Origin of the sequence: Microbispora sp. H10949 (assembly GCF_014161435.1) — a bacterium.
Lineage (GTDB): Bacteria > Actinomycetota > Actinomycetes > Streptosporangiales > Streptosporangiaceae > Microbispora > Microbispora triticiradicis.
The window spans coordinates 372,959-388,674 of the sequence record NZ_JABBWZ010000009.1; the positions used below are offsets into that span (position 1 = coordinate 372,959).

A 15,716-nucleotide genomic window follows, 5' to 3' on the forward strand; every position below is an offset into this window, starting at 1 on the left:
TGACCAGAGTCGCCCCGGGCGTTCAACTTTCGATCAACGCGGGCTTGCAGCCGGGCTCGCGACCGACAGAAAGCCCTCGGCGACCAGCGGGCGGAGCGCCGCGGGGGCCCGGCCGAGCACGGCGTCCGGGTCCTCCCCGGTGAGTTCCGCGATCGCGGCGAGCAGCGGCCGCGTGGGCAGATCTCCGTCGCACACCCCTGCCAGCGCCGCCTCCACCGTCCCCACGGTGGCCGTACGGCGTGCGCCCCGGGTCTGCCGGAGCACGATGCGGGAGGGGTCGTCGGCGCCGGGCGGGCCGACGCGCTCCTCCACGACTCCGTCGGCCACCCGGAGGCGCGCGTCGAGCAGGTCCTCGTCGGACAGTTCGTGCGCGGCGCGGGCCGCCCGCAGGACCTCCTCGACCAGCGCGCCGGCCGGCGGCTCCACCGGTTGCGTCAGCTCCTCCACCCGCACCAGCGGGTTGAGCGAGCCGGAGTCGTGCAGGGCGATCCAGCCGAAGCCGACGCCGGTCACGTCCATCGACTCGAACCACGCGAGCCACTCGTCGTAGCGCTCCCGGTAGGCCGAGGTGCCGTGCTCGGCGGAGTCGCGCAGCCACAGTTCGACGTACTCGGCGGGGTCCTGCACGTCGCGTTGCACGGCCCAGCCGTCGCAGCCGGTCTCGGTGAGCCAGCCGCCCACCCTGTCCTGCCAGTCCTCGCCCTTGACGTGCAGCCAGTTGGCGAGGAAGCGGGCGTGCCCGCCCTGGGCGAGATGGCGGGGCGTGCGCCGGACGAGTTCGCGGCAGAAGTCGTCGCCGTGCCGCCCGGTCTCCCGGTAGGTGTACCTGGCCTCCGGCGCGATGACGAACGGCGGGTTGGACACCACGAGGTCGAACCGCTCGCCGTCCACCGGGTCGTACATCGACCCCTCGCGCGCCTCGACGCCGTGCACGCCGGACAGCTCCCAGCTGAGGCGGGCGAGCCGCAGCGCGCGGCGGTTCACGTCGGTCGCGACGACCTGGCCGGCCCGGGGAGCGAGGTGCAGCACCTGCACCCCGCAGCCGGTGCCGAGGTCGAGCGCCCGGCCGGCCGGGGCGGCCCAGCCGAGCTGGGCGAGGTTCGCCGACGCGCCGCCGGCCCCCACGACGTGGTCGGGGCGCAGGGAGGGGTCCCCGGGCCGCACCTTGCGGTCGGAGACCACGTACGCCGGACCGGCCGCCCCCGCGTCCCACGGCTGGAGATGCACGGTGGCCTGGACGGTGTCGCCCAGCCGCACCAGCAGGCCGGTCTCGATGAGGTCCTGGAGGGGCAGGTCGGCGGCGGCCATGCTGACCGGCACACCCAGCCACCAGAGGCGGATCAGCGCGGCGAGGGGGTCGGCGTCCCTGGTGGCGCGCAGCGCGGGCACGATCTCCTCGCGGGCCAGGGCCGAGGCCGCCATGTCGCCCAGCCGCTCACGTACGCCGTCGATCGAGTAGCCGGTCTCCACGAATCTGTCGCGAAGCCGTCGGACCAGGTCAGAAGGGGCGTCCACAGATCGAATGTATCGCGGCGCCGCCGGACGGCACGCGGACTTCGGCGGTAAGCCGTTGATAAGTGAAACTCAAGCAGCAGGCCTTATTCATATGGGGAACCCCCCGACCGAGGACCCCGATGCTGCTGCCCTGTCTGGCGTGCGACTGCCGCCTGCGCCCCGACGAGTACTTCGACGCCTGCCACGACTACAACCGGGCCAGGGACGTCGTCATGTGGACCTGTCCCCGCTGCGGCAACCGGGACGAGATCCGCGTCTTCCCGGGAGAGCTGGGCTTCGGGTACGCCCGCGGCAGGCGGTTCGACGTACAGGACCGCGTCCCGGTGCCGGGACTGCGGCGCCACCGCTACGAGCTGCGGCTGGAGATCTGTCTCGACGGCCGGGTGTGGCGGGTGCTCAGCCGGGAGCTGCCGTCCCCCGGCGTGGGCGCTACGGCGTCTTGAGGCTGTGCCAGGCGGCCTCGCCCAGCCCGCGGATCTCCTCCGCGGTGGGCTGGTGGGCGCCGCTGAACCACAGGCGGCACATCTCCTGCGCCGGGCCGAGCCACAGCACGTAGCACATGGTGGCGGGGACCGCCCGGAGCTCGCCGTTCTTCACGTGCGGCCGCCACCAGTCGGCGACCTGGCGGAAGAAGTCGCGCCGCGACTCGGCGACCTCCGGGCCGCCGGGCTCGTTGCGGCGGGGCGGGCGCTCGCTGATCAGCAGGCGGGCGCGTTCCGGGTGCTCGCCGCACCACGCCATGTGCAGGGCGACGATGGCCTCGATCCCGCCGCGGGCGTCCTCGTGGCGGATGAGCTCGTCGACGAAGGCGTCCTGGTACGCCTCCAGGATCTCGGCGTAGAGCACCCCGTAGACGTGTTCCTTGCTGGTGAAGTGGTGATAGAAGCTGCCGACGCTGACGCCGCTCTCCTGACGGAGACTGGCGAGCGTGGTGGCGGACACGCCGCTCTGGCTGAACCTGCGCAGGGCCCCCTCGATGATCCTGGCCCTGCCGTCCCGCCCGCTTCTCACGTTGTTCACAAAGTCAATGGTGAACCAACAGAACCTTGTTCTGCAAACGCGGGGGTGGCTTCGTTCAATTGTGACAGAGCGGAAGGGGTTTGTGCATACGATGCGTGACATGCGGCGTTATCGGGTGGACAACTGCTCCATCGAGCGAACCCTCGCCGTGCTCGGCGAGAAGTGGACGCTCCTGGTGCTGCGCGAGGCGTTCAACGGCGTCCGGCGGTTCGCCGATCTCCAGGCGCGTACGGGTGCGCCGCGGCAGGTGCTCAGCGCCCGGCTGTCCCGCCTCGTGGACGAGGGGCTGCTCCGCAAGGTGCCCTACCGGGAGCCCGGCCAGCGCCAGCGCGACGAGTACCGGCTCACCCAGAAGGGGCTCGACCTCTACCCGATCATGATGGCCCTGATGCACTGGGGCGACCGCTACCTCGCCGACTCCGCGGGGCCGCCCGTCGTGGTGACCCACCGCGACTGCGGCGCGGCGGTCGCGCTGCGCCTGCTGTGCGCCGACGGCCACGAGGTCGGCGGCCCACGGGAGGCGACCCCCCGCCCCGGTCCCGGCGCCCGGCTCGGCCTGACCCGTGCCTGATATGGCGTGCCTGATATCCCGTGCCTGATATCCCGTGCCTGAAATACGGACCACCCGTGGGGCTGCCTAGGCTGGTCACGTGTACCGGTTCCTCCTCTCACGCCGCTGGGTCGGCCTGCACCTGCTCGTGCTCGCGCTGATCCCCGCCTTCTTCTTCCTGGGGAAGTGGCAGTGGGGGCGGTTCGAGGAGAACTCGGCCAGAAGCACCAGGATCACCGCCAACCTCGCCGCCGCGCCCGTGCCGATCGACCGGCTCGACCGGCCCGGTGGGGCCGTACCCGAGAAGGACGGGCATCGCCTCGTCACCGCGACCGGGCGGTACGACCCCACGCACGAACTCGTGGTGCGCCGGCGCACCCTCCACTCCCGCGTCGGGTTCTACGTGGTCACCCCGCTCGTCACCCCAGGTGGCGCCGTGCTGGTGAACCGGGGGTGGGTCCCGGCGGGCGCGACCGCGGACGCGCCGCCACGGGTGCCCGCGCCGCCCGCCGGAGAGGTGACGGTCACCGGGCGGCTGCGCCCGGCCGAGACGCGGGAGAACAGCGGGATCAGGGTCCGGGCCGGGCTGCCGCCCGGGCAGATCCTGCTGATCGACACGCCCGCGGTCGCCGGAGGCCTGCCGTACCCGGTCTACGGCGGCTTCGTCGAGCTGACCGATCAGCGGCCGCCGGCCGGCGCCTCCCCCGAACTCCTGCCGCCGCCGGACGTGGGCGCCGGCGGCGGGCTCAACCTGGCGTACGCCGTGCAGTGGTGGTTGTTCATCGGCATCGCGGTGGGCGGCTGGGTTCTGCTCGTCCGCCGGGAGGCCCGCGATCTGCGGGAGGCCGGGGACGCCGTCCCCGAGGACGCGCCACGCGTCGTGATCACACCCAGTGACCGGGACACCGCAAGGTGAGCGAACGGATACCAACCGGAGACCTTGCAGCTTGTACCGTGTTATCCCTTGGCTTTACCGTTTACTCTCGTGACGACGCCGCTGCATCCCGACCCAGAGCCGAGGCGGCGGGACTACGTGATCATTTCGGTCGACGATCATCTGATCGAGCCGGCCGACCTCTTCGAGGGCCGTCTCCCGGAGAAGTACAAGGACCTGGCGCCCAAGGTCGTGGAGACCGACGCGGGTCACCAGGTGTGGCGGTACGGCGGCGCCACCTATCCCTGTGCCGGGGTCGACGTGGGCGCGGGCCTGCCCAAGGAGCAGTGGACCCTCGACCCCGTACGCTTCGACGACATGCGGCCGGGCTGCCACGACATCGAGGCCCGCATCGGCGACATGGACCGTGCCGGGATCTGGGCGGCCCTCTGCTTCCCCGGGATGCTGGCGAGCCAGGCGGGCGTGGCCTTCGGCCGCACCCGTGACCGGGACCTCGGGCTCGCACTGGTGCGGGCGTGGAACGACTGGCACGTCGACGTGTGGGCGGGCAGCTACCCCGAGCGCATGATCGCGCTCCAGCTCCCCTGGCTGCCCGACCCCGAGGTCGCGGCCAAGGAGATCAGGGAGAACGCCGCCCGCGGCTTCAAGGCCGTCGTGTTCCCCGAGTTCCCCACCCGGCTGCGGCTGCCGTCCATCCACAGCCGCCACTGGGACCCGTTCTTCGCCGCGTGCGAGGAGACCGGGACGGTCGTCTGCCTGCACACCGGGGCGTCCTCCTGGGCGCCGGTGCCCTCGCCCGACACCCCGGTGGAGGCGATCACCACGCTGATCCCGGCCAGCGCGATGTTCGCCTGCGCCGACTGGCTCTGGTCCGGGGTCGCGCTGCGCTACCCCAAGCTGCGCGTCCTCATCGTGGAGGGCGGCGTGGGCTGGCTGCCCATGCTGGCCGAGCGGGCCGACTACGCGCTCGACCACCCGGTCGCGGGCGAGCCGGCGTGGGAGGGCGGCCTGAAGCCCAGCGAGGTGCTCAGGCGCAACTTCTTCTTCGGCACCCTCGACGACAGCGCGCTCAGTTCGGTGCGGCTGGCCGTCGGCATGGAGCACGTCCTGCTGGAGACCGGCTATCCACGCGCCGAGTCGACCTGGCCGGACACCCAGCGCACGGTGGCCCGCAACCTCGGCAGCCTGCCCCCGGCAGACATCGCCCGGGTCTCGTACGGCAACGCCGCCCGGCTGTTCGGCCACCCCCTGCCGTCACGGGCCTGGCTGCGGATGGAACAGCTCTAACGCCGCGTCCGCCCTGTGTGCGTGTGCGCCTGCGCGTGCGCGGGCCGGGCGCCGTTCTCCCACTCGACGAACTGGCCGCTCTCGCCGAGCAGCGCGGTCGCCAGCCACAGCAGGACGCCGAAGTCGTCGACGATCCCGATGCCCAGGAGGAAGTCGGGAACCACGTCGATGGGGGACACGATGTACGCCACGGCCATGCCGAGCATGGCCAGCTTGCCCTTCGTCAGGCCGTGATACTCGCCCTTGACGGCGGCGCGGATCATCCGGGGCACGGCCTTGAGGCGCGAGCCCACGCCGGGCGAGCCCGGCCGGGACACCTCGCGGTAGGCCCGCCAGGTAGCCGCCGCACGTCCTGCCTTCACCATGAGGACACCTCCCGGGGGACAACACTGCCCGCCCTGTCCTCCCGTTAACGTACGGCCGCGCCCGCCCGGTTCCTGTCACGCCCGCAGCTCGTGCACCACCTCGATGACCTCCCTGGCCACACCCTTGATGCCGGGCAGGTGCGACAGGGCGACCAGCCGGTCGACGAGCGGGACGACCCGGTCGATCAGACGGTGGGTGCGCGCGCAGCCGGGCGAGGCGTCGTGCACCCAGAACAGCACGACGCCCATCCACAGCATCCACAGCAGCTCGGGCAGTTCCTCGCGCAGCTCGTCGTCCATCCGCCCGGCCGACCCGTCGACGACCTCCCGGTAGAGCGCGATGGCCGACTCCCGCGCGGGCGCCGACTCCGCGCTGAACGGGCTGAGCGGATTGCTGGGCTCGGCGGCGTGCTTGAAGAACTTCACCGCGAACTCGTGGTACGGCTCGGAGATCCGCACCCACTCCCGCAGCACGCCGCCGAGCCGTCCGGCGAAGGACCTCTCTGCGGCGAACACCTCACGGCAGGCCGCCTCGTGCGACGCCTGCGCCCGGTCGTAGTACGCCTGGACCAGCTGTTCCTTGGACGTGAAGTAGTAATAGGCGTTGCCCACCGACACGCCCGCCTCCGCGGCGATGGCACGCATCGTGGTCGCCTCGTACCCCCGCTCCCGGAACAGCCGGAGGGCCGTCTCGACGATGAGCTCCCGTGTCTTCTCGGCCACGATCGTCACTGTACGGCGCGGCCGGGCAGGGAGCGGGGGTCAGGAGAACTCAGCAGGACTCAGGCGAACTCGGTGGCGACGAGCGCGGCGATCTCGGCGGTGTTCAGCGCGGCGCCCTTTCGGAGGTTGTCGCCGCACACGAACAGGTCGAGCGTGTTGGGGAAGTCGAGCGCCTGGCGGATCCGCCCGACGTAGGTCGGGTCGGTGCCCACGACGTCCGCCGGCGTGGGGAACACGCCGTTGGCCGGGTCGTCGAGCACCACGACGGTCGGCGCCGCGTCCAGGATCTCCCGGGCGCCCTCGACGGTCACCTCCCGCTCGAACGTCGCGTGGACGGCGAGCGAGTGGGTGGTCACCACGGGGACGCGCACGCAGGTCGCGGAGACCCGCAGGTCCGGGATGCCGAGGATCTTGCGGGACTCGTTGCGGACCTTCAACTCCTCCGACGTCCAGCCGCCGCCCCTGATCGAGCCCGCCAGCGGCACCACGTTGAGCGCCAGCGGAGCGGGGAACGGCGAGTCGGCCAGGTCGGGCACGGTCTTGCGCACGTCACCGGCGGCCGTGCCCATCGTCCGGTCGCCCGCGACGGCCTCGATCTCGGCGTACAACCGCTCGGGGCCGGCCACCCCGGCGCCGGAGACGGCCTGGTAGGAGGCGACGACCAGCTCACGCAGGCGGTACTCGCGGTGCAGCGCGCCCATCGCGGCCATCATCGACAGCGTCGTGCAGTTGGGGTTGGAGATGATCCCCTTGGGCCGGTTGCGGGCCTGCTCGGGGTTGCACTCGGGCACCACGAGCGGCACATCCGGGTCCATCCGGAAGGCGCCGGAGTTGTCCACGGCCACCGCGCCGCGCTCGGCGGCGATCGGCGCCCACTCGGCGGACACCTCGTCCGGCACGTCGAACATCGCGATGTCGACGCCGTCGAAGGCCTCCGGCGACAACGCCTGGACCACGACGTCCTCGCCGCGCACGCTCAGCACCTTGCCCGCCGAACGCGGGGAGGCGATGAGCCGGATCTCGCCGTACGCGTCGGACAGGTCGCGGCGGTTGGTCAGGATGTCGAGCATGACCGTGCCGACGGCGCCGGTCGCGCCGACTACGGCCAAAACGGGCTTGCGGCTCATCGTCCGGTACCTCCATACACAACGGCCTCGACCTGGTCGGAGTCGAGGTCGAACGCGCGGTGGGCGGCGGCGACCGCGGTGTCCACCTCGTTCTGCCCCACGACGACGGAGATTCGGATCTCCGAGGTCGAGATCATCTCGATGTTCACTCCGGCGTCGGCCAGCGCGCCGAAGAACGTGGCGGTGACGCCGGGGTGCGAGCGCATGCCCGCGCCGACGAGCGACACCTTGCCGATCTGGTCGTCGTACAGCAGCGACTCGAACGCGACCTGGCTCTGGATCTTCTTCAGCGCGGTGAGGGCCGTCTGGCTGTCGTTCACCGGCAGCGTGAAGGAGATGTCCGTACGCCCGGTCGCGGCGGCCGACACGTTCTGCACGATCATGTCGATGTTGATCTCCGCGTCCGCCAGCGTGCGGAAGATGGCGGCGGCCTCGCCGACCTTGTCGGGCACCCCGACCACAGTGATCTTGGCCTCGCTCCGGTCGTGCGCGACCCCGGAGATGATGGGCTGCTCCACTTCGGTCCCTTCGCTGTTGGGGTCGGAGACGACCCAGGTGCCTTCCCTCGTGCTGAACGAGCTTCTGACGTGGATGGGCAGGCCGAACCTGCGGGCGTACTCCACGCAGCGCAGGTGCAGGATCTTCGCCCCGCACGCCGCCATCTCCATGGCCTCGTCGTAGGAGATCCGCGGAATCTGCCGTGCCGAGCGGACGATGCGGGGATCGGCGGTGTAGATGCCGTCCACGTCGGTGTAGATCTCGCAGACGTCCGCGCCGAGCGCCGCCGCGAGAGCGACGGCCGTGGTGTCGGAGCCGCCCCGGCCCAGCGTCGTGATGTCCTTGCTGTCCTGGGAGACGCCCTGGAACCCGGCCACGATCGCGATCTGACCGGCGTCGACCGCCTCCCTGATTCGGCTCGGCGTGACGTCGATGATGCGCGCCTTGCCGTGCGTCGAGTCGGTGATCACGCCCGCCTGCGAGCCGGTGAAGCTGCGCGCCTCGTGGCCGAGGTTGGCGATCGCCATCGCGAGCAGCGCCATCGAGATCCGCTCACCCGAGGTGAGCAGCATGTCGAGCTCGCGGCCGGGCGGCAGCGGCGACACCTGCCGGGCCAGGTCGAGCAGCTCGTCGGTGGTGTCGCCCATCGCGGAGACCACCACCACGACGTCGTTGCCCGCTTTTTTCGTCGCCACGATCCGCTGGGCGACCCGCTTGATGCAGGACGCGTCGGCTACGGAGGAACCACCGTACTTTTGCACAACGAGCGCCACTGGAATCTCCAACGAATCAGGACGTGGAGCTCACAGTGTACTTGTGCGTCCCAAACGCCCACCGTACGCGACCAGTATGTGGACGGTCAGCCCACGCTCAGACGGCGATCAGACCGCGATCAGACCGCGATCAGACGGTGGTGCCCTCTTCGACCACGTCGAGGCGGGCGTGCGCGACGAGCGACTGCAGGGCCCGCAGCGCCGCGCCGGCGTGGTTGCCCCAGGTGTTGAAGTAGGAGAACTGCCACCACCACAGCGCCTCCAGGGGACGGCCCGCGCCGTAGTGCCGCAGCCCGTGGATGAGGTCGGCCGCCACCGCCGCGAGGTCGTCGGACAGCCGGTACGGCGTGACCGCGTCGTCCTTGTAGGGGTCGAAGACCTCGGCGTAGTCGTCCACCGGCCCGAGCCGGGCGGCCAGCGCCGTGCGGAGGGGGTCGATGTCGGGGTCCTCGCTCAGCACGGGCTCGACGTTCCCCTGCAGGATCACGTCCTGCGCGGCCCCCAGCTGGGTGCCCGCGAGGCTGACCTGGGCCACCTCCACCAGAAGCAGCGGCAGCGTCGCGTCGCCGCCCTCGCCGCCGGCCAGGCGGGTCAGGCCGTCGATGTAGTTCTGCGCGTGTCCGGCGACGCGTGCGGCCAGGTCGTTCCACTCGTCAGACATCCAGCAGCCTCCGTCCTTCGAAAGCGCGGCCCAAGGTGACCTCGTCGGCGTACTCGAGATCACCGCCCACAGGCAGGCCGCTGGCAAGTCGGGTCACCTTCAGCCCCAGAGGCTTGACGAGCCGGGCCAGATAGGTGGCCGTCGCCTCACCTTCGAGGTTCGGGTCGGTAGCGAGGATCAGCTCGGTGATCTGGCCGTCGGCCAGCCGGACCATCAACTCGCGAATCTTCAGGTCGTCCGGCCCGACACCGTCGATCGGGCTGATCGCTCCTCCGAGCACGTGGTAGCGGCCGCGGAACTCGCGGGTCCTCTCGATCGCCACCACGTCCTTCGGTTCCTCGACCACGCAGATCACCTGCGGGTCACGCCGCTGGTCGCGGCAGATGCGGCATTCCTCTTCCGCTGCGACGTTGCCGCAAACCCGGCAGAAACGCACCTTCTCCTTGACCTCCAGCAGCGCGTGCGCCAGCCGCTTTACGTCGGCCGGGTCGGCGGCGAGGAGGTGGAACGCGATCCGCTGCGCGCTCTTGGGACCGACGCCGGGCAGCAGCCCGAGCTCGTCGATCAGATTCTGGACGACCCCTTCGTACATGCTCTAGAACCCCGGCAGCTGACCGCCGCCGAAACCGCCCCCCAGACCCTGCGCGAGCGGGCCCAGCTTCTCCTGCTGCAGCTCGGCCGCGGCGCGCACGGCGTCCCGCACGGCGGCGAGGACCAGGTCCGCGATCGTCTGCGCGGTCTCCTCCGGGTCGCTCGTGTCGATGGCGACCGGGCTGATCTCGAGTTCCAGCAGCTCGCCGCTGCCGTTCACGGTGGCGCGGACGAGCCCGCCGCCGGCGGTCCCGTCGACCTCGGCGTCGCTGAGCTCCTGCTGCGCGGTGACGAGCTGCTGCTGCATCAGCTGAGCCTGCTCCAGCAACTGCTGGAGATTGACATCTCCTGGATTCACGATGGTGCGCTCCTCAGCGTCCAGCGACGTGTTCGTCGCGACGAGCCTACGGCGTCCGTCCCCGTTTCCGCACCGGAGCCGGTACGCGTGTTCCACCCGGGGCCGTCGGCGGACGGACACCGGTTACCCCACCAGTCTCCGTCCATGCGGCGTCCGTCTCCCGCGCGGGTGAGGCGTTCAGGAGTGGTCGATCTCCTCGATGATCCGGCCGCCGAGCTCGCGCTGGATCAGGGCCATGCCGGTCAGCTCGCTCACGTCCGCGCCCGCGTCTCCACGGCCCGGAACCGTCTCCGGCCAGGCCTGGCGTGATCCCGCCGGCGCGGCGGGCCGCCCGGCCGGCCGCGCGGTGGCGAACGCGGACGACGCTCCCGACGGCGGGCCGGGCGACGGGCTGTCGAAGTCGTCCGACGGCGCGTCCGGCCAGGTCTCGTCGGTCGTCCCGCTGGGACCCGCCCCACCGCTTCCCGCCCCGTTGCTCACGGCGGGCGGAGCGGCCGGTGCGGCGGACGCCGGCGGTGACGGCGTGGACGCGGCAGGCGCGCCGGGTGAAGTGGGCACCGTGGCCGGTGACGACCCTGTCGGCGCGACCGGCGCGGGCGGCGCCGCGGGTGCGGGGGGGCCGGACGGGCCGCGCGCGGCGGAGCCGGACGGGCCCGGGCCCGAGCCGCCGACGACCACCTCGACGCGCCAGACGCCGCCGAGCACCTCGCCGAGGGCGGCGGCCACCAGCTCGTCGCGCTTGCCCTTGAGGAAGCCCTGCACGTCGCCCGGCTTCTCGAAGCCGATGGTCACCACGTTGCCCTCGACGCCGAGCAGCCTGCCCTGGGCGTTGAGGATGATCCAGGCCACCTTCTGCCGGTTCCTGATCGCCTCCAGCACCCGCGGCCAGGCCTGGTGCACCGGCCCGCCGCCCTGGACCACTCCCTGGCCGACGCCCGTCGCGGGCGCCTGGGCCTGCGCGGGCGGCGGGGCGGCCCCGGAGCCGGGCCGTACGGGCGTGGGCCAGTCGTCGGCGTCGCCGGTCCTCGCCGGGGGCCGCGCGGCCGGAGCCGGCGCGCTCTCCGCCGGCGGCGCCGCAGGAGGCGCGGCTGGCGGCGCGGCTGATGGGGCCGCCGACGGTGCCGTAGGAGGCGCGGCCGGTGGCGGGGCGGCGGCGACGGCGTGTGTCCCGGCCACGACGCCGCGCTCCAGCCGTTCGAGCCGGGTCAGCAGCGCCGCCTCGCCCTGGTCGGCCCCCGGGAGCAGCACGCGGGCGCACACGAGTTCCAGCAGCAGGCGGGGAGAGGTGGCGCCGCGCATCTCGGTCAGCCCGGCGTTGAAGACCTCCGCCGCCCGGGTCAGCTCGGCGGGACCCATGGACGCCGCCTGCGCCTGGAGGCGCTCCAGCTCGTCGGCCGGCCGGTCGAGCAGGCCGCTGCCCGCGGCCTCGGGGACGTTCGAGAGGATCACCAGGTCGCGGAAGCGTTCGAGCAGGTCGGTGGCGAAGCGGCGGGGGTCGTGGCCGCCCTCGATCACCCGGTGCACCGCGTGGAACACGGCCGCGCCGTCCCTCTTGGCGAACGCGTCGACCACCTCGTCCAGCAGGTCGCCGTCCGTGTAGCCGAGCAGGGACACGGCCCGCGGGTAGGTGATGCCGGCCTCGTCCGCGCCCGCGAGAAGCTGGTCGAGGATCGACAGCGTGTCGCGGGCCGACCCGGCGCCCGCCCGGACGACGAGCGGTAACGCGGCCGGCTCGTACGGCACCGACTCGGATTCGAGGATCTCCTCCATGAGCCGGCGCAGCGTCGCGGGCGGCATCAGCCGGAACGGGTAGTGGTGGGTGCGGGACTTGATCGTCCCGATGACCTTCTCCGGCTCCGTGGTGGCGAAGACGAACTTGAGGTGCGGCGGCGGCTCCTCCACCAGCTTCAGCAGCGCGTTGAAGCCCTCACGGGTGACCATGTGGGCCTCGTCGATGATGTAGATCTTGTATCTAGCCGAGACGGGGGCGAAGAACGCCCGCTCGCGCAGGTCACGCGCGTCGTCCACACCGCCGTGGGAGGCCGCGTCGATCTCGATCACGTCGAGGTGGCCGGGCCCGGTGGGCGCCAGCGCCACGCAGGACTCGCACTCCCCGCAGGGGTCCGGCGTCGGGCCCTTCTCGCAGTTCAGGGAGCGGGCGAGGATGCGGGCGCTGGAGGTCTTGCCGCAGCCGCGCGGGCCGCTGAAGAGATAGGCGTGGTGGATCCGGCCGCTGCGCAACGCCTGGCGCAGCGGGTCGGTGACGTGTTCCTGCCCCTTGACCTCGGCGAACGTCCCGGGCCTGTACTTGCGGTACAGCGCAAGACTCATGCCGCCTCCTCGGGGGGTCGACCCGGCCGGCGTACCCGCTAACTGAGAGACCCCTCGCACACCCGCCAGAGCCCGCTTATCCTTGCTGCCTTCCGGCCCTGGGGAGGTTCACAGGATGACGCCGCGCGAGGGGTCCGCTGGACAGTCTAGCCACTAGGCGGGGGTGCGCGGGACGCTTGACCACACCTCGCCATCACCGTCGAAACCACACCCGAAGTGAGCTAAGCTGTCCGACGGAGGATTCGCCTAGTTGGCCTAGGGCGCACGCTTGGAAAGCGTGTTGGGGGCAACCCCTCAGGAGTTCGAATCTCCTATCCTCCGCGCTTGGTTGAGCAGCAGCACGCGAAAGGCCCGGTCCATCCAGCCGGGCCTTTCGCGCGTCCAGGGTCTCAGTTGCCCTCTGGAGAGGCCTCCTCTGGGCCGTCTGCGGACTCCCACAGCAGCCCGTCAACCTGGTTCGCCACGGTGTGCCGGATGGTGTCGGTGACGTGCAGGTAGCGGCGGGCCATGCCCGTACTCGACCACCCGATGACGGCCATCATGATCAACCCAAAAGTGTTACAGCAGCCTTTGACTCACTGATCACTCGGTTTCGTCCGCGCATCTTCCGCATGGTGTCGGGTGCAGATGAAGCTGTCGGTGTCCGCGTGTTGTTGTCGGTGCTCGTGTCGGTGTTCAGCTTGAGTTGTCGGCCGGCGCGATCTGGCAAAGCCAACGCACCCCAGCCGGTTCACCGACAACAAGACCTGACGACGCCACGCGGCGGCCGAGACTGTGCCTAGGTTCCAGGAACTTACCGTCAGTCCACACGCGCCCAGAGATCGTACGGGTCCTGCCTGGGGCGGAATCCATGCGCCTCTGCCATGTCTGCCGCCTCCCGGAACCTGTGACCGACGAGCGATGGGTCGTGGGCGTCGCTGCCGAAGCTGACCGCCGACCCACCCTCCTGGTGCCACCACCGCAGGATCACCGGTGACAGCGGCAACCTCGTGTTGATCTCCAGGGCCCGCCCAGAGGAGGCGGTCGCCCGCAGCGCATGCCGGAACTCCTCCTCGAAGGTCAGCGGATCGAAAGGCCCAGCCTCCGTAGGCCAGGACCGCACTGGGTAGTCGATGTGGGCAAGCACGGAGAACACATCGCTCCCCGACACCAGTCCGGCAACCTCGGCCAGGTACTCCCGAATGACCTCGGCCGCAACCCGGTGGTCGTATAGCCCCCACGGTTCCGCGAACCCGTCGCCGTCGGGCAGGCAGTGCAGAGAGCCCAGGATCCTGTCAAACCGCCCGGCCGCGAGTACCTTCGCCACGGCCTCGGCGTGCCAGTGCGGCTCCCCGACCTCCAGCCCACTCAGGATCCGTAGCCCGGGGAAGCGCTCGCGGCACCGCTCGATCGAGTCCAGATACCCGTCCACGTCGAACGCCGGAGGGCTCAACACCCCCTCCGGCGAGCTCAGCGACAGCAGATGGGCATCATCCGCGGAACCGATGTTCAACGACGTGTGGTCGAGGTGTTCGGTGAAGGCGATCGCCGGGAGCCCGAGCTCCACCGCCCGTGCGCAGGCGCGCTCCATCGAGGCATTCGGGGCGTCCCAGGACCACTCGCTGTGCACGTGACTGTCTACAGGCACCATCACAAAAGCACCGTAGTGGACGATCAGCGGAAGTGGCTTGAAGGGGAAGAGACGCCGATCATCAGTTCACCGACAACACGACCTGAACGACTCCACCCGAACCTGTCCGCATCAACATGTCGGACTACAGGTCATACGTGTCCGCTCCGACAACATCACTTGGAAGGAACGCATGGAGTCTGGGCGTCCTCGCAGAAACCCAAGGCATGGATCCGCACACCCGCCTGATCGCCGAATACGGCGTGGAGGGGTACAACGTGTCCTACGCCATCGAGGCCTGGCGGGTGAGGCGTACCGGCAGCGGGACGCCCTCACCCGGCGACCGGTGCGAGGAGTGGGGCTGGTACCCGCAGAACACCATCGCTCCGACCAACCTCGAAGGGTGGCGGCTGAGGACGGCGTGACTCCTGCGGGGCCGGGCCGCCTTCGGGCCGCCCGGCCCCGCTTCGCGATCTGCCACTCCCACGGAACTGCCATGGCGTGGACGACCTCCGCCGGCGGGTGGTTGGTTGACGGGATGGACCTCATCGACTTCTCCGGCTCTCCCCGTCCGGGAGACCTCGGCGTCCGCTGGATCCACGGGTCCGAGTCGGCCAAGCACAACACCGATCCGGACATCCAGGTCCACCGGTACGACGAGCACACCGTCATCCTGCGGCAGAACAAGGCGATCAACTACGAGGCGCCGTTCATGTTCCTGCTGTTCGGGAACGACCGGGCCCTCCTGCTCGACACCGGCGCGACCGCGTCGCCCGCGTACTTCCCGCTACGCCGGACGGTGGACGCCCTCGTACGGGACTGGCTGGGCGAGCACCCGCGCGAGCGCTACGGGCTTCTCGTCGCCCACACCCACGGCCACGGCGACCACATCGCCGGGGACGGCCAGTTCGCCGGCCGCCCGGGCACGGTGGTCGTGGACCCCGCGCCGGAGCGCGTGCGCGAGTTCTTCGGGCTCGGCGACGACCTGGACGTGCCCGCTCCCCTCGATCTCGGCGGCCGCGTCCTGGACGTGCTGGCGAGCCCCGGGCACCACAGGGCGGCGGTGACCTTCTACGACCGGTCCACGGGCCTGCTACTGACGGGCGACACGGTCTACCGCGGACGACTGTACGTCGAGGACTGGCCGGAGTTCGGGCGGACCATCGACCGCCTGGTGAGGTTCGCCGCGGACCGGCCCGTCACCCATGTGCTCGGCTGCCACATCGAGATGACCGGCGTGCCGGGCGAGGACTACCCGATCCGCACCACCTATCAGCCGGACGAACCGCCGCTGCAGATGACGGCCGGGCACCTGCGGGAGATCCGCCACGCGGTGACCGAGATCGGGGGCCGGCCCGGCGTCCACGTCTATCCCGATTTCATCGTCCACGTCCGCTGAGCCGCGAAAATTTC

The 15,716-nt window shown here is 71.1% G+C and carries 18 protein-coding genes, 1 tRNA gene and 1 other RNA gene; 7 read left to right on the plus strand and 13 right to left on the minus strand.

The annotated features are described in order from the left end of the window. Window positions 1-33 precede the first annotated feature (33 nt). Window positions 34-1,524: a methyltransferase gene (locus HHX40_RS24700; protein ID WP_396788271.1), complete on the minus strand. Its 1,491-nt coding sequence runs from the start codon at window positions 1,522-1,524 to the stop codon at window positions 34-36. Between the two features lie 110 nt (window positions 1,525-1,634). Here HHX40_RS24700 and HHX40_RS24705 point away from each other — a divergent pair, with 110 nt between their 5' ends. Next, window positions 1,635-1,958 (plus strand): hypothetical protein, encoded by a 324-nt coding sequence (locus HHX40_RS24705; RefSeq protein WP_111697614.1) that lies wholly within the window; start codon window positions 1,635-1,637, stop codon window positions 1,956-1,958. Here HHX40_RS24705 and HHX40_RS24710 read toward each other — a convergent pair. After that, complete coding sequence (locus HHX40_RS24710; RefSeq protein WP_111697613.1) at window positions 1,945-2,535, minus strand: TetR/AcrR family transcriptional regulator; 591 nt, start codon at window positions 2,533-2,535, stop codon at window positions 1,945-1,947. The two genes, HHX40_RS24705 and HHX40_RS24710, sit on opposite strands and share 14 nt — an antisense overlap. 100 nt (window positions 2,536-2,635) lie before the next feature. Here HHX40_RS24710 and HHX40_RS24715 point away from each other — a divergent pair, with 100 nt between their 5' ends. The 3 genes from HHX40_RS24715 to HHX40_RS24725 all read left to right on the plus strand — a co-directional run bounded on the left by HHX40_RS24715 (window position 2,636) and on the right by HHX40_RS24725 (window position 5,267). Continuing rightward, entirely contained in the window at window positions 2,636-3,106 is a 471-nt protein-coding gene (locus HHX40_RS24715; RefSeq protein WP_220499510.1) for a winged helix-turn-helix transcriptional regulator, read from the plus strand. Window positions 3,107-3,185: 79 nt separating this feature from the next. After that, window positions 3,186-4,001, plus strand: coding sequence for an SURF1 family protein (locus HHX40_RS24720; RefSeq protein WP_182882510.1), 816 nt, complete (start codon window positions 3,186-3,188; stop codon window positions 3,999-4,001). A 69-nt stretch (window positions 4,002-4,070) separates the two neighbouring features. Continuing rightward, the gene (locus HHX40_RS24725) at window positions 4,071-5,267 is read left to right on the plus strand and encodes an amidohydrolase family protein (protein WP_182873198.1); all 1,197 of its coding nucleotides are present in this window, start codon (window positions 4,071-4,073) and stop codon (window positions 5,265-5,267) included. Here the strand turns inward: HHX40_RS24725 and HHX40_RS24730 are convergent. The 9 genes from HHX40_RS24730 to ffs form a co-directional block, all read right to left on the minus strand. After that, window positions 5,264-5,632, minus strand: coding sequence for a YkvA family protein (locus tag HHX40_RS24730; RefSeq protein WP_182873199.1), 369 nt, complete (start codon window positions 5,630-5,632; stop codon window positions 5,264-5,266). The genes HHX40_RS24725 and HHX40_RS24730 overlap by 4 nt on opposite strands. Before the next feature lie 75 nt (window positions 5,633-5,707). Beyond that, complete coding sequence (locus tag HHX40_RS24735) at window positions 5,708-6,355, minus strand: TetR/AcrR family transcriptional regulator (protein ID WP_244301701.1); 648 nt, start codon at window positions 6,353-6,355, stop codon at window positions 5,708-5,710. A gap of 59 nt (window positions 6,356-6,414) precedes the next feature. Continuing rightward, complete coding sequence (locus tag HHX40_RS24740; protein WP_111697607.1) at window positions 6,415-7,482, minus strand: aspartate-semialdehyde dehydrogenase; 1,068 nt, start codon at window positions 7,480-7,482, stop codon at window positions 6,415-6,417. Next, window positions 7,479-8,753: an aspartate kinase gene (locus tag HHX40_RS24745; RefSeq protein ID WP_182882511.1), complete on the minus strand. Its 1,275-nt coding sequence runs from the start codon at window positions 8,751-8,753 to the stop codon at window positions 7,479-7,481. Before HHX40_RS24745 ends, HHX40_RS24740 begins: the two co-directional genes overlap by 4 nt. 130 nt (window positions 8,754-8,883) lie before the next feature. Next, on the minus strand, window positions 8,884-9,414 hold the full coding sequence (locus HHX40_RS24750) for a DUF5063 domain-containing protein (protein WP_111697605.1): 531 nt from the start codon (window positions 9,412-9,414) through the stop codon (window positions 8,884-8,886). Further along, window positions 9,407-10,006: a recombination mediator RecR gene (gene recR / locus HHX40_RS24755; RefSeq protein WP_111697604.1), complete on the minus strand. Its 600-nt coding sequence runs from the start codon at window positions 10,004-10,006 to the stop codon at window positions 9,407-9,409. The genes HHX40_RS24750 and recR overlap by 8 nt, the downstream gene beginning before the upstream one ends. 3 nt (window positions 10,007-10,009) lie before the next feature. Beyond that, on the minus strand, window positions 10,010-10,363 hold the full coding sequence (locus tag HHX40_RS24760) for a YbaB/EbfC family nucleoid-associated protein (protein WP_111697668.1): 354 nt from the start codon (window positions 10,361-10,363) through the stop codon (window positions 10,010-10,012). A gap of 177 nt (window positions 10,364-10,540) precedes the next feature. Then, window positions 10,541-12,694, minus strand: coding sequence for a DNA polymerase III subunit gamma and tau (locus HHX40_RS24765; RefSeq protein WP_182882512.1), 2,154 nt, complete (start codon window positions 12,692-12,694; stop codon window positions 10,541-10,543). A gap of 42 nt (window positions 12,695-12,736) precedes the next feature. Then, window positions 12,737-12,832, minus strand: an RNA gene (gene ffs / locus HHX40_RS24770) — signal recognition particle sRNA small type. A gap of 97 nt (window positions 12,833-12,929) precedes the next feature. On the opposite strand from ffs, the gene HHX40_RS24775 reads away from it, so the two are divergent. Continuing rightward, window positions 12,930-13,015, plus strand: a tRNA-Ser gene (locus HHX40_RS24775). A gap of 68 nt (window positions 13,016-13,083) precedes the next feature. On the opposite strand, the gene HHX40_RS24780 is transcribed toward HHX40_RS24775, so the two are convergent. Both HHX40_RS24780 and HHX40_RS24785 read right to left on the minus strand, forming a co-directional pair. Further along, entirely contained in the window at window positions 13,084-13,242 is a 159-nt protein-coding gene (locus HHX40_RS24780) for a hypothetical protein (RefSeq protein ID WP_182882513.1), read from the minus strand. A gap of 251 nt (window positions 13,243-13,493) precedes the next feature. Beyond that, window positions 13,494-14,324, minus strand: a complete 831-nt coding sequence (locus HHX40_RS24785) for a PHP domain-containing protein (RefSeq protein ID WP_182882590.1) — start codon at window positions 14,322-14,324, stop codon at window positions 13,494-13,496. A gap of 206 nt (window positions 14,325-14,530) precedes the next feature. Here HHX40_RS24785 and HHX40_RS24790 point away from each other — a divergent pair, with 206 nt between their 5' ends. Then, window positions 14,531-14,728 (plus strand): hypothetical protein, encoded by a 198-nt coding sequence (locus tag HHX40_RS24790; RefSeq protein WP_182882514.1) that lies wholly within the window; start codon window positions 14,531-14,533, stop codon window positions 14,726-14,728. A gap of 71 nt (window positions 14,729-14,799) precedes the next feature. Then, a complete protein-coding gene (locus HHX40_RS24795; RefSeq protein ID WP_220499514.1) occupies window positions 14,800-15,702 on the plus strand; it encodes an MBL fold metallo-hydrolase in 903 nt (300 codons plus the stop codon). Window positions 15,703-15,716 lie beyond the last annotated feature (14 nt).

Bases quoted from the DNA above. Each gene is read 5' to 3' on its own strand.
- HHX40_RS24705 (WP_111697614.1), top strand. From the start codon at position 1,635: ATGCTGCTGCCCTGTCTGGCGTGCGACTGCCGCCTGCGCCCCGACGAG.
- HHX40_RS24715 (WP_220499510.1), top strand. From the start codon at position 2,636: ATGCGGCGTTATCGGGTGGACAACTGCTCCATCGAGCGAACCCTCGCC.
- HHX40_RS24730 (WP_182873199.1), bottom strand. From the start codon at position 5,632: ATGGTGAAGGCAGGACGTGCGGCGGCTACCTGGCGGGCCTACCGCGAG.
- HHX40_RS24740 (WP_111697607.1), bottom strand. From the start codon at position 7,482: ATGAGCCGCAAGCCCGTTTTGGCCGTAGTCGGCGCGACCGGCGCCGTC.
- HHX40_RS24750 (WP_111697605.1), bottom strand. From the start codon at position 9,414: ATGTCTGACGAGTGGAACGACCTGGCCGCACGCGTCGCCGGACACGCG.
- recR (WP_111697604.1), bottom strand. From the start codon at position 10,006: ATGTACGAAGGGGTCGTCCAGAATCTGATCGACGAGCTCGGGCTGCTG.
- HHX40_RS24765 (WP_182882512.1), bottom strand. From the start codon at position 12,694: ATGAGTCTTGCGCTGTACCGCAAGTACAGGCCCGGGACGTTCGCCGAG.
- HHX40_RS24785 (WP_182882590.1), bottom strand. From the start codon at position 14,324: ATGGTGCCTGTAGACAGTCACGTGCACAGCGAGTGGTCCTGGGACGCC.
- HHX40_RS24790 (WP_182882514.1), top strand. From the start codon at position 14,531: ATGGATCCGCACACCCGCCTGATCGCCGAATACGGCGTGGAGGGGTAC.
- HHX40_RS24795 (WP_220499514.1), top strand. From the start codon at position 14,800: ATGGCGTGGACGACCTCCGCCGGCGGGTGGTTGGTTGACGGGATGGAC.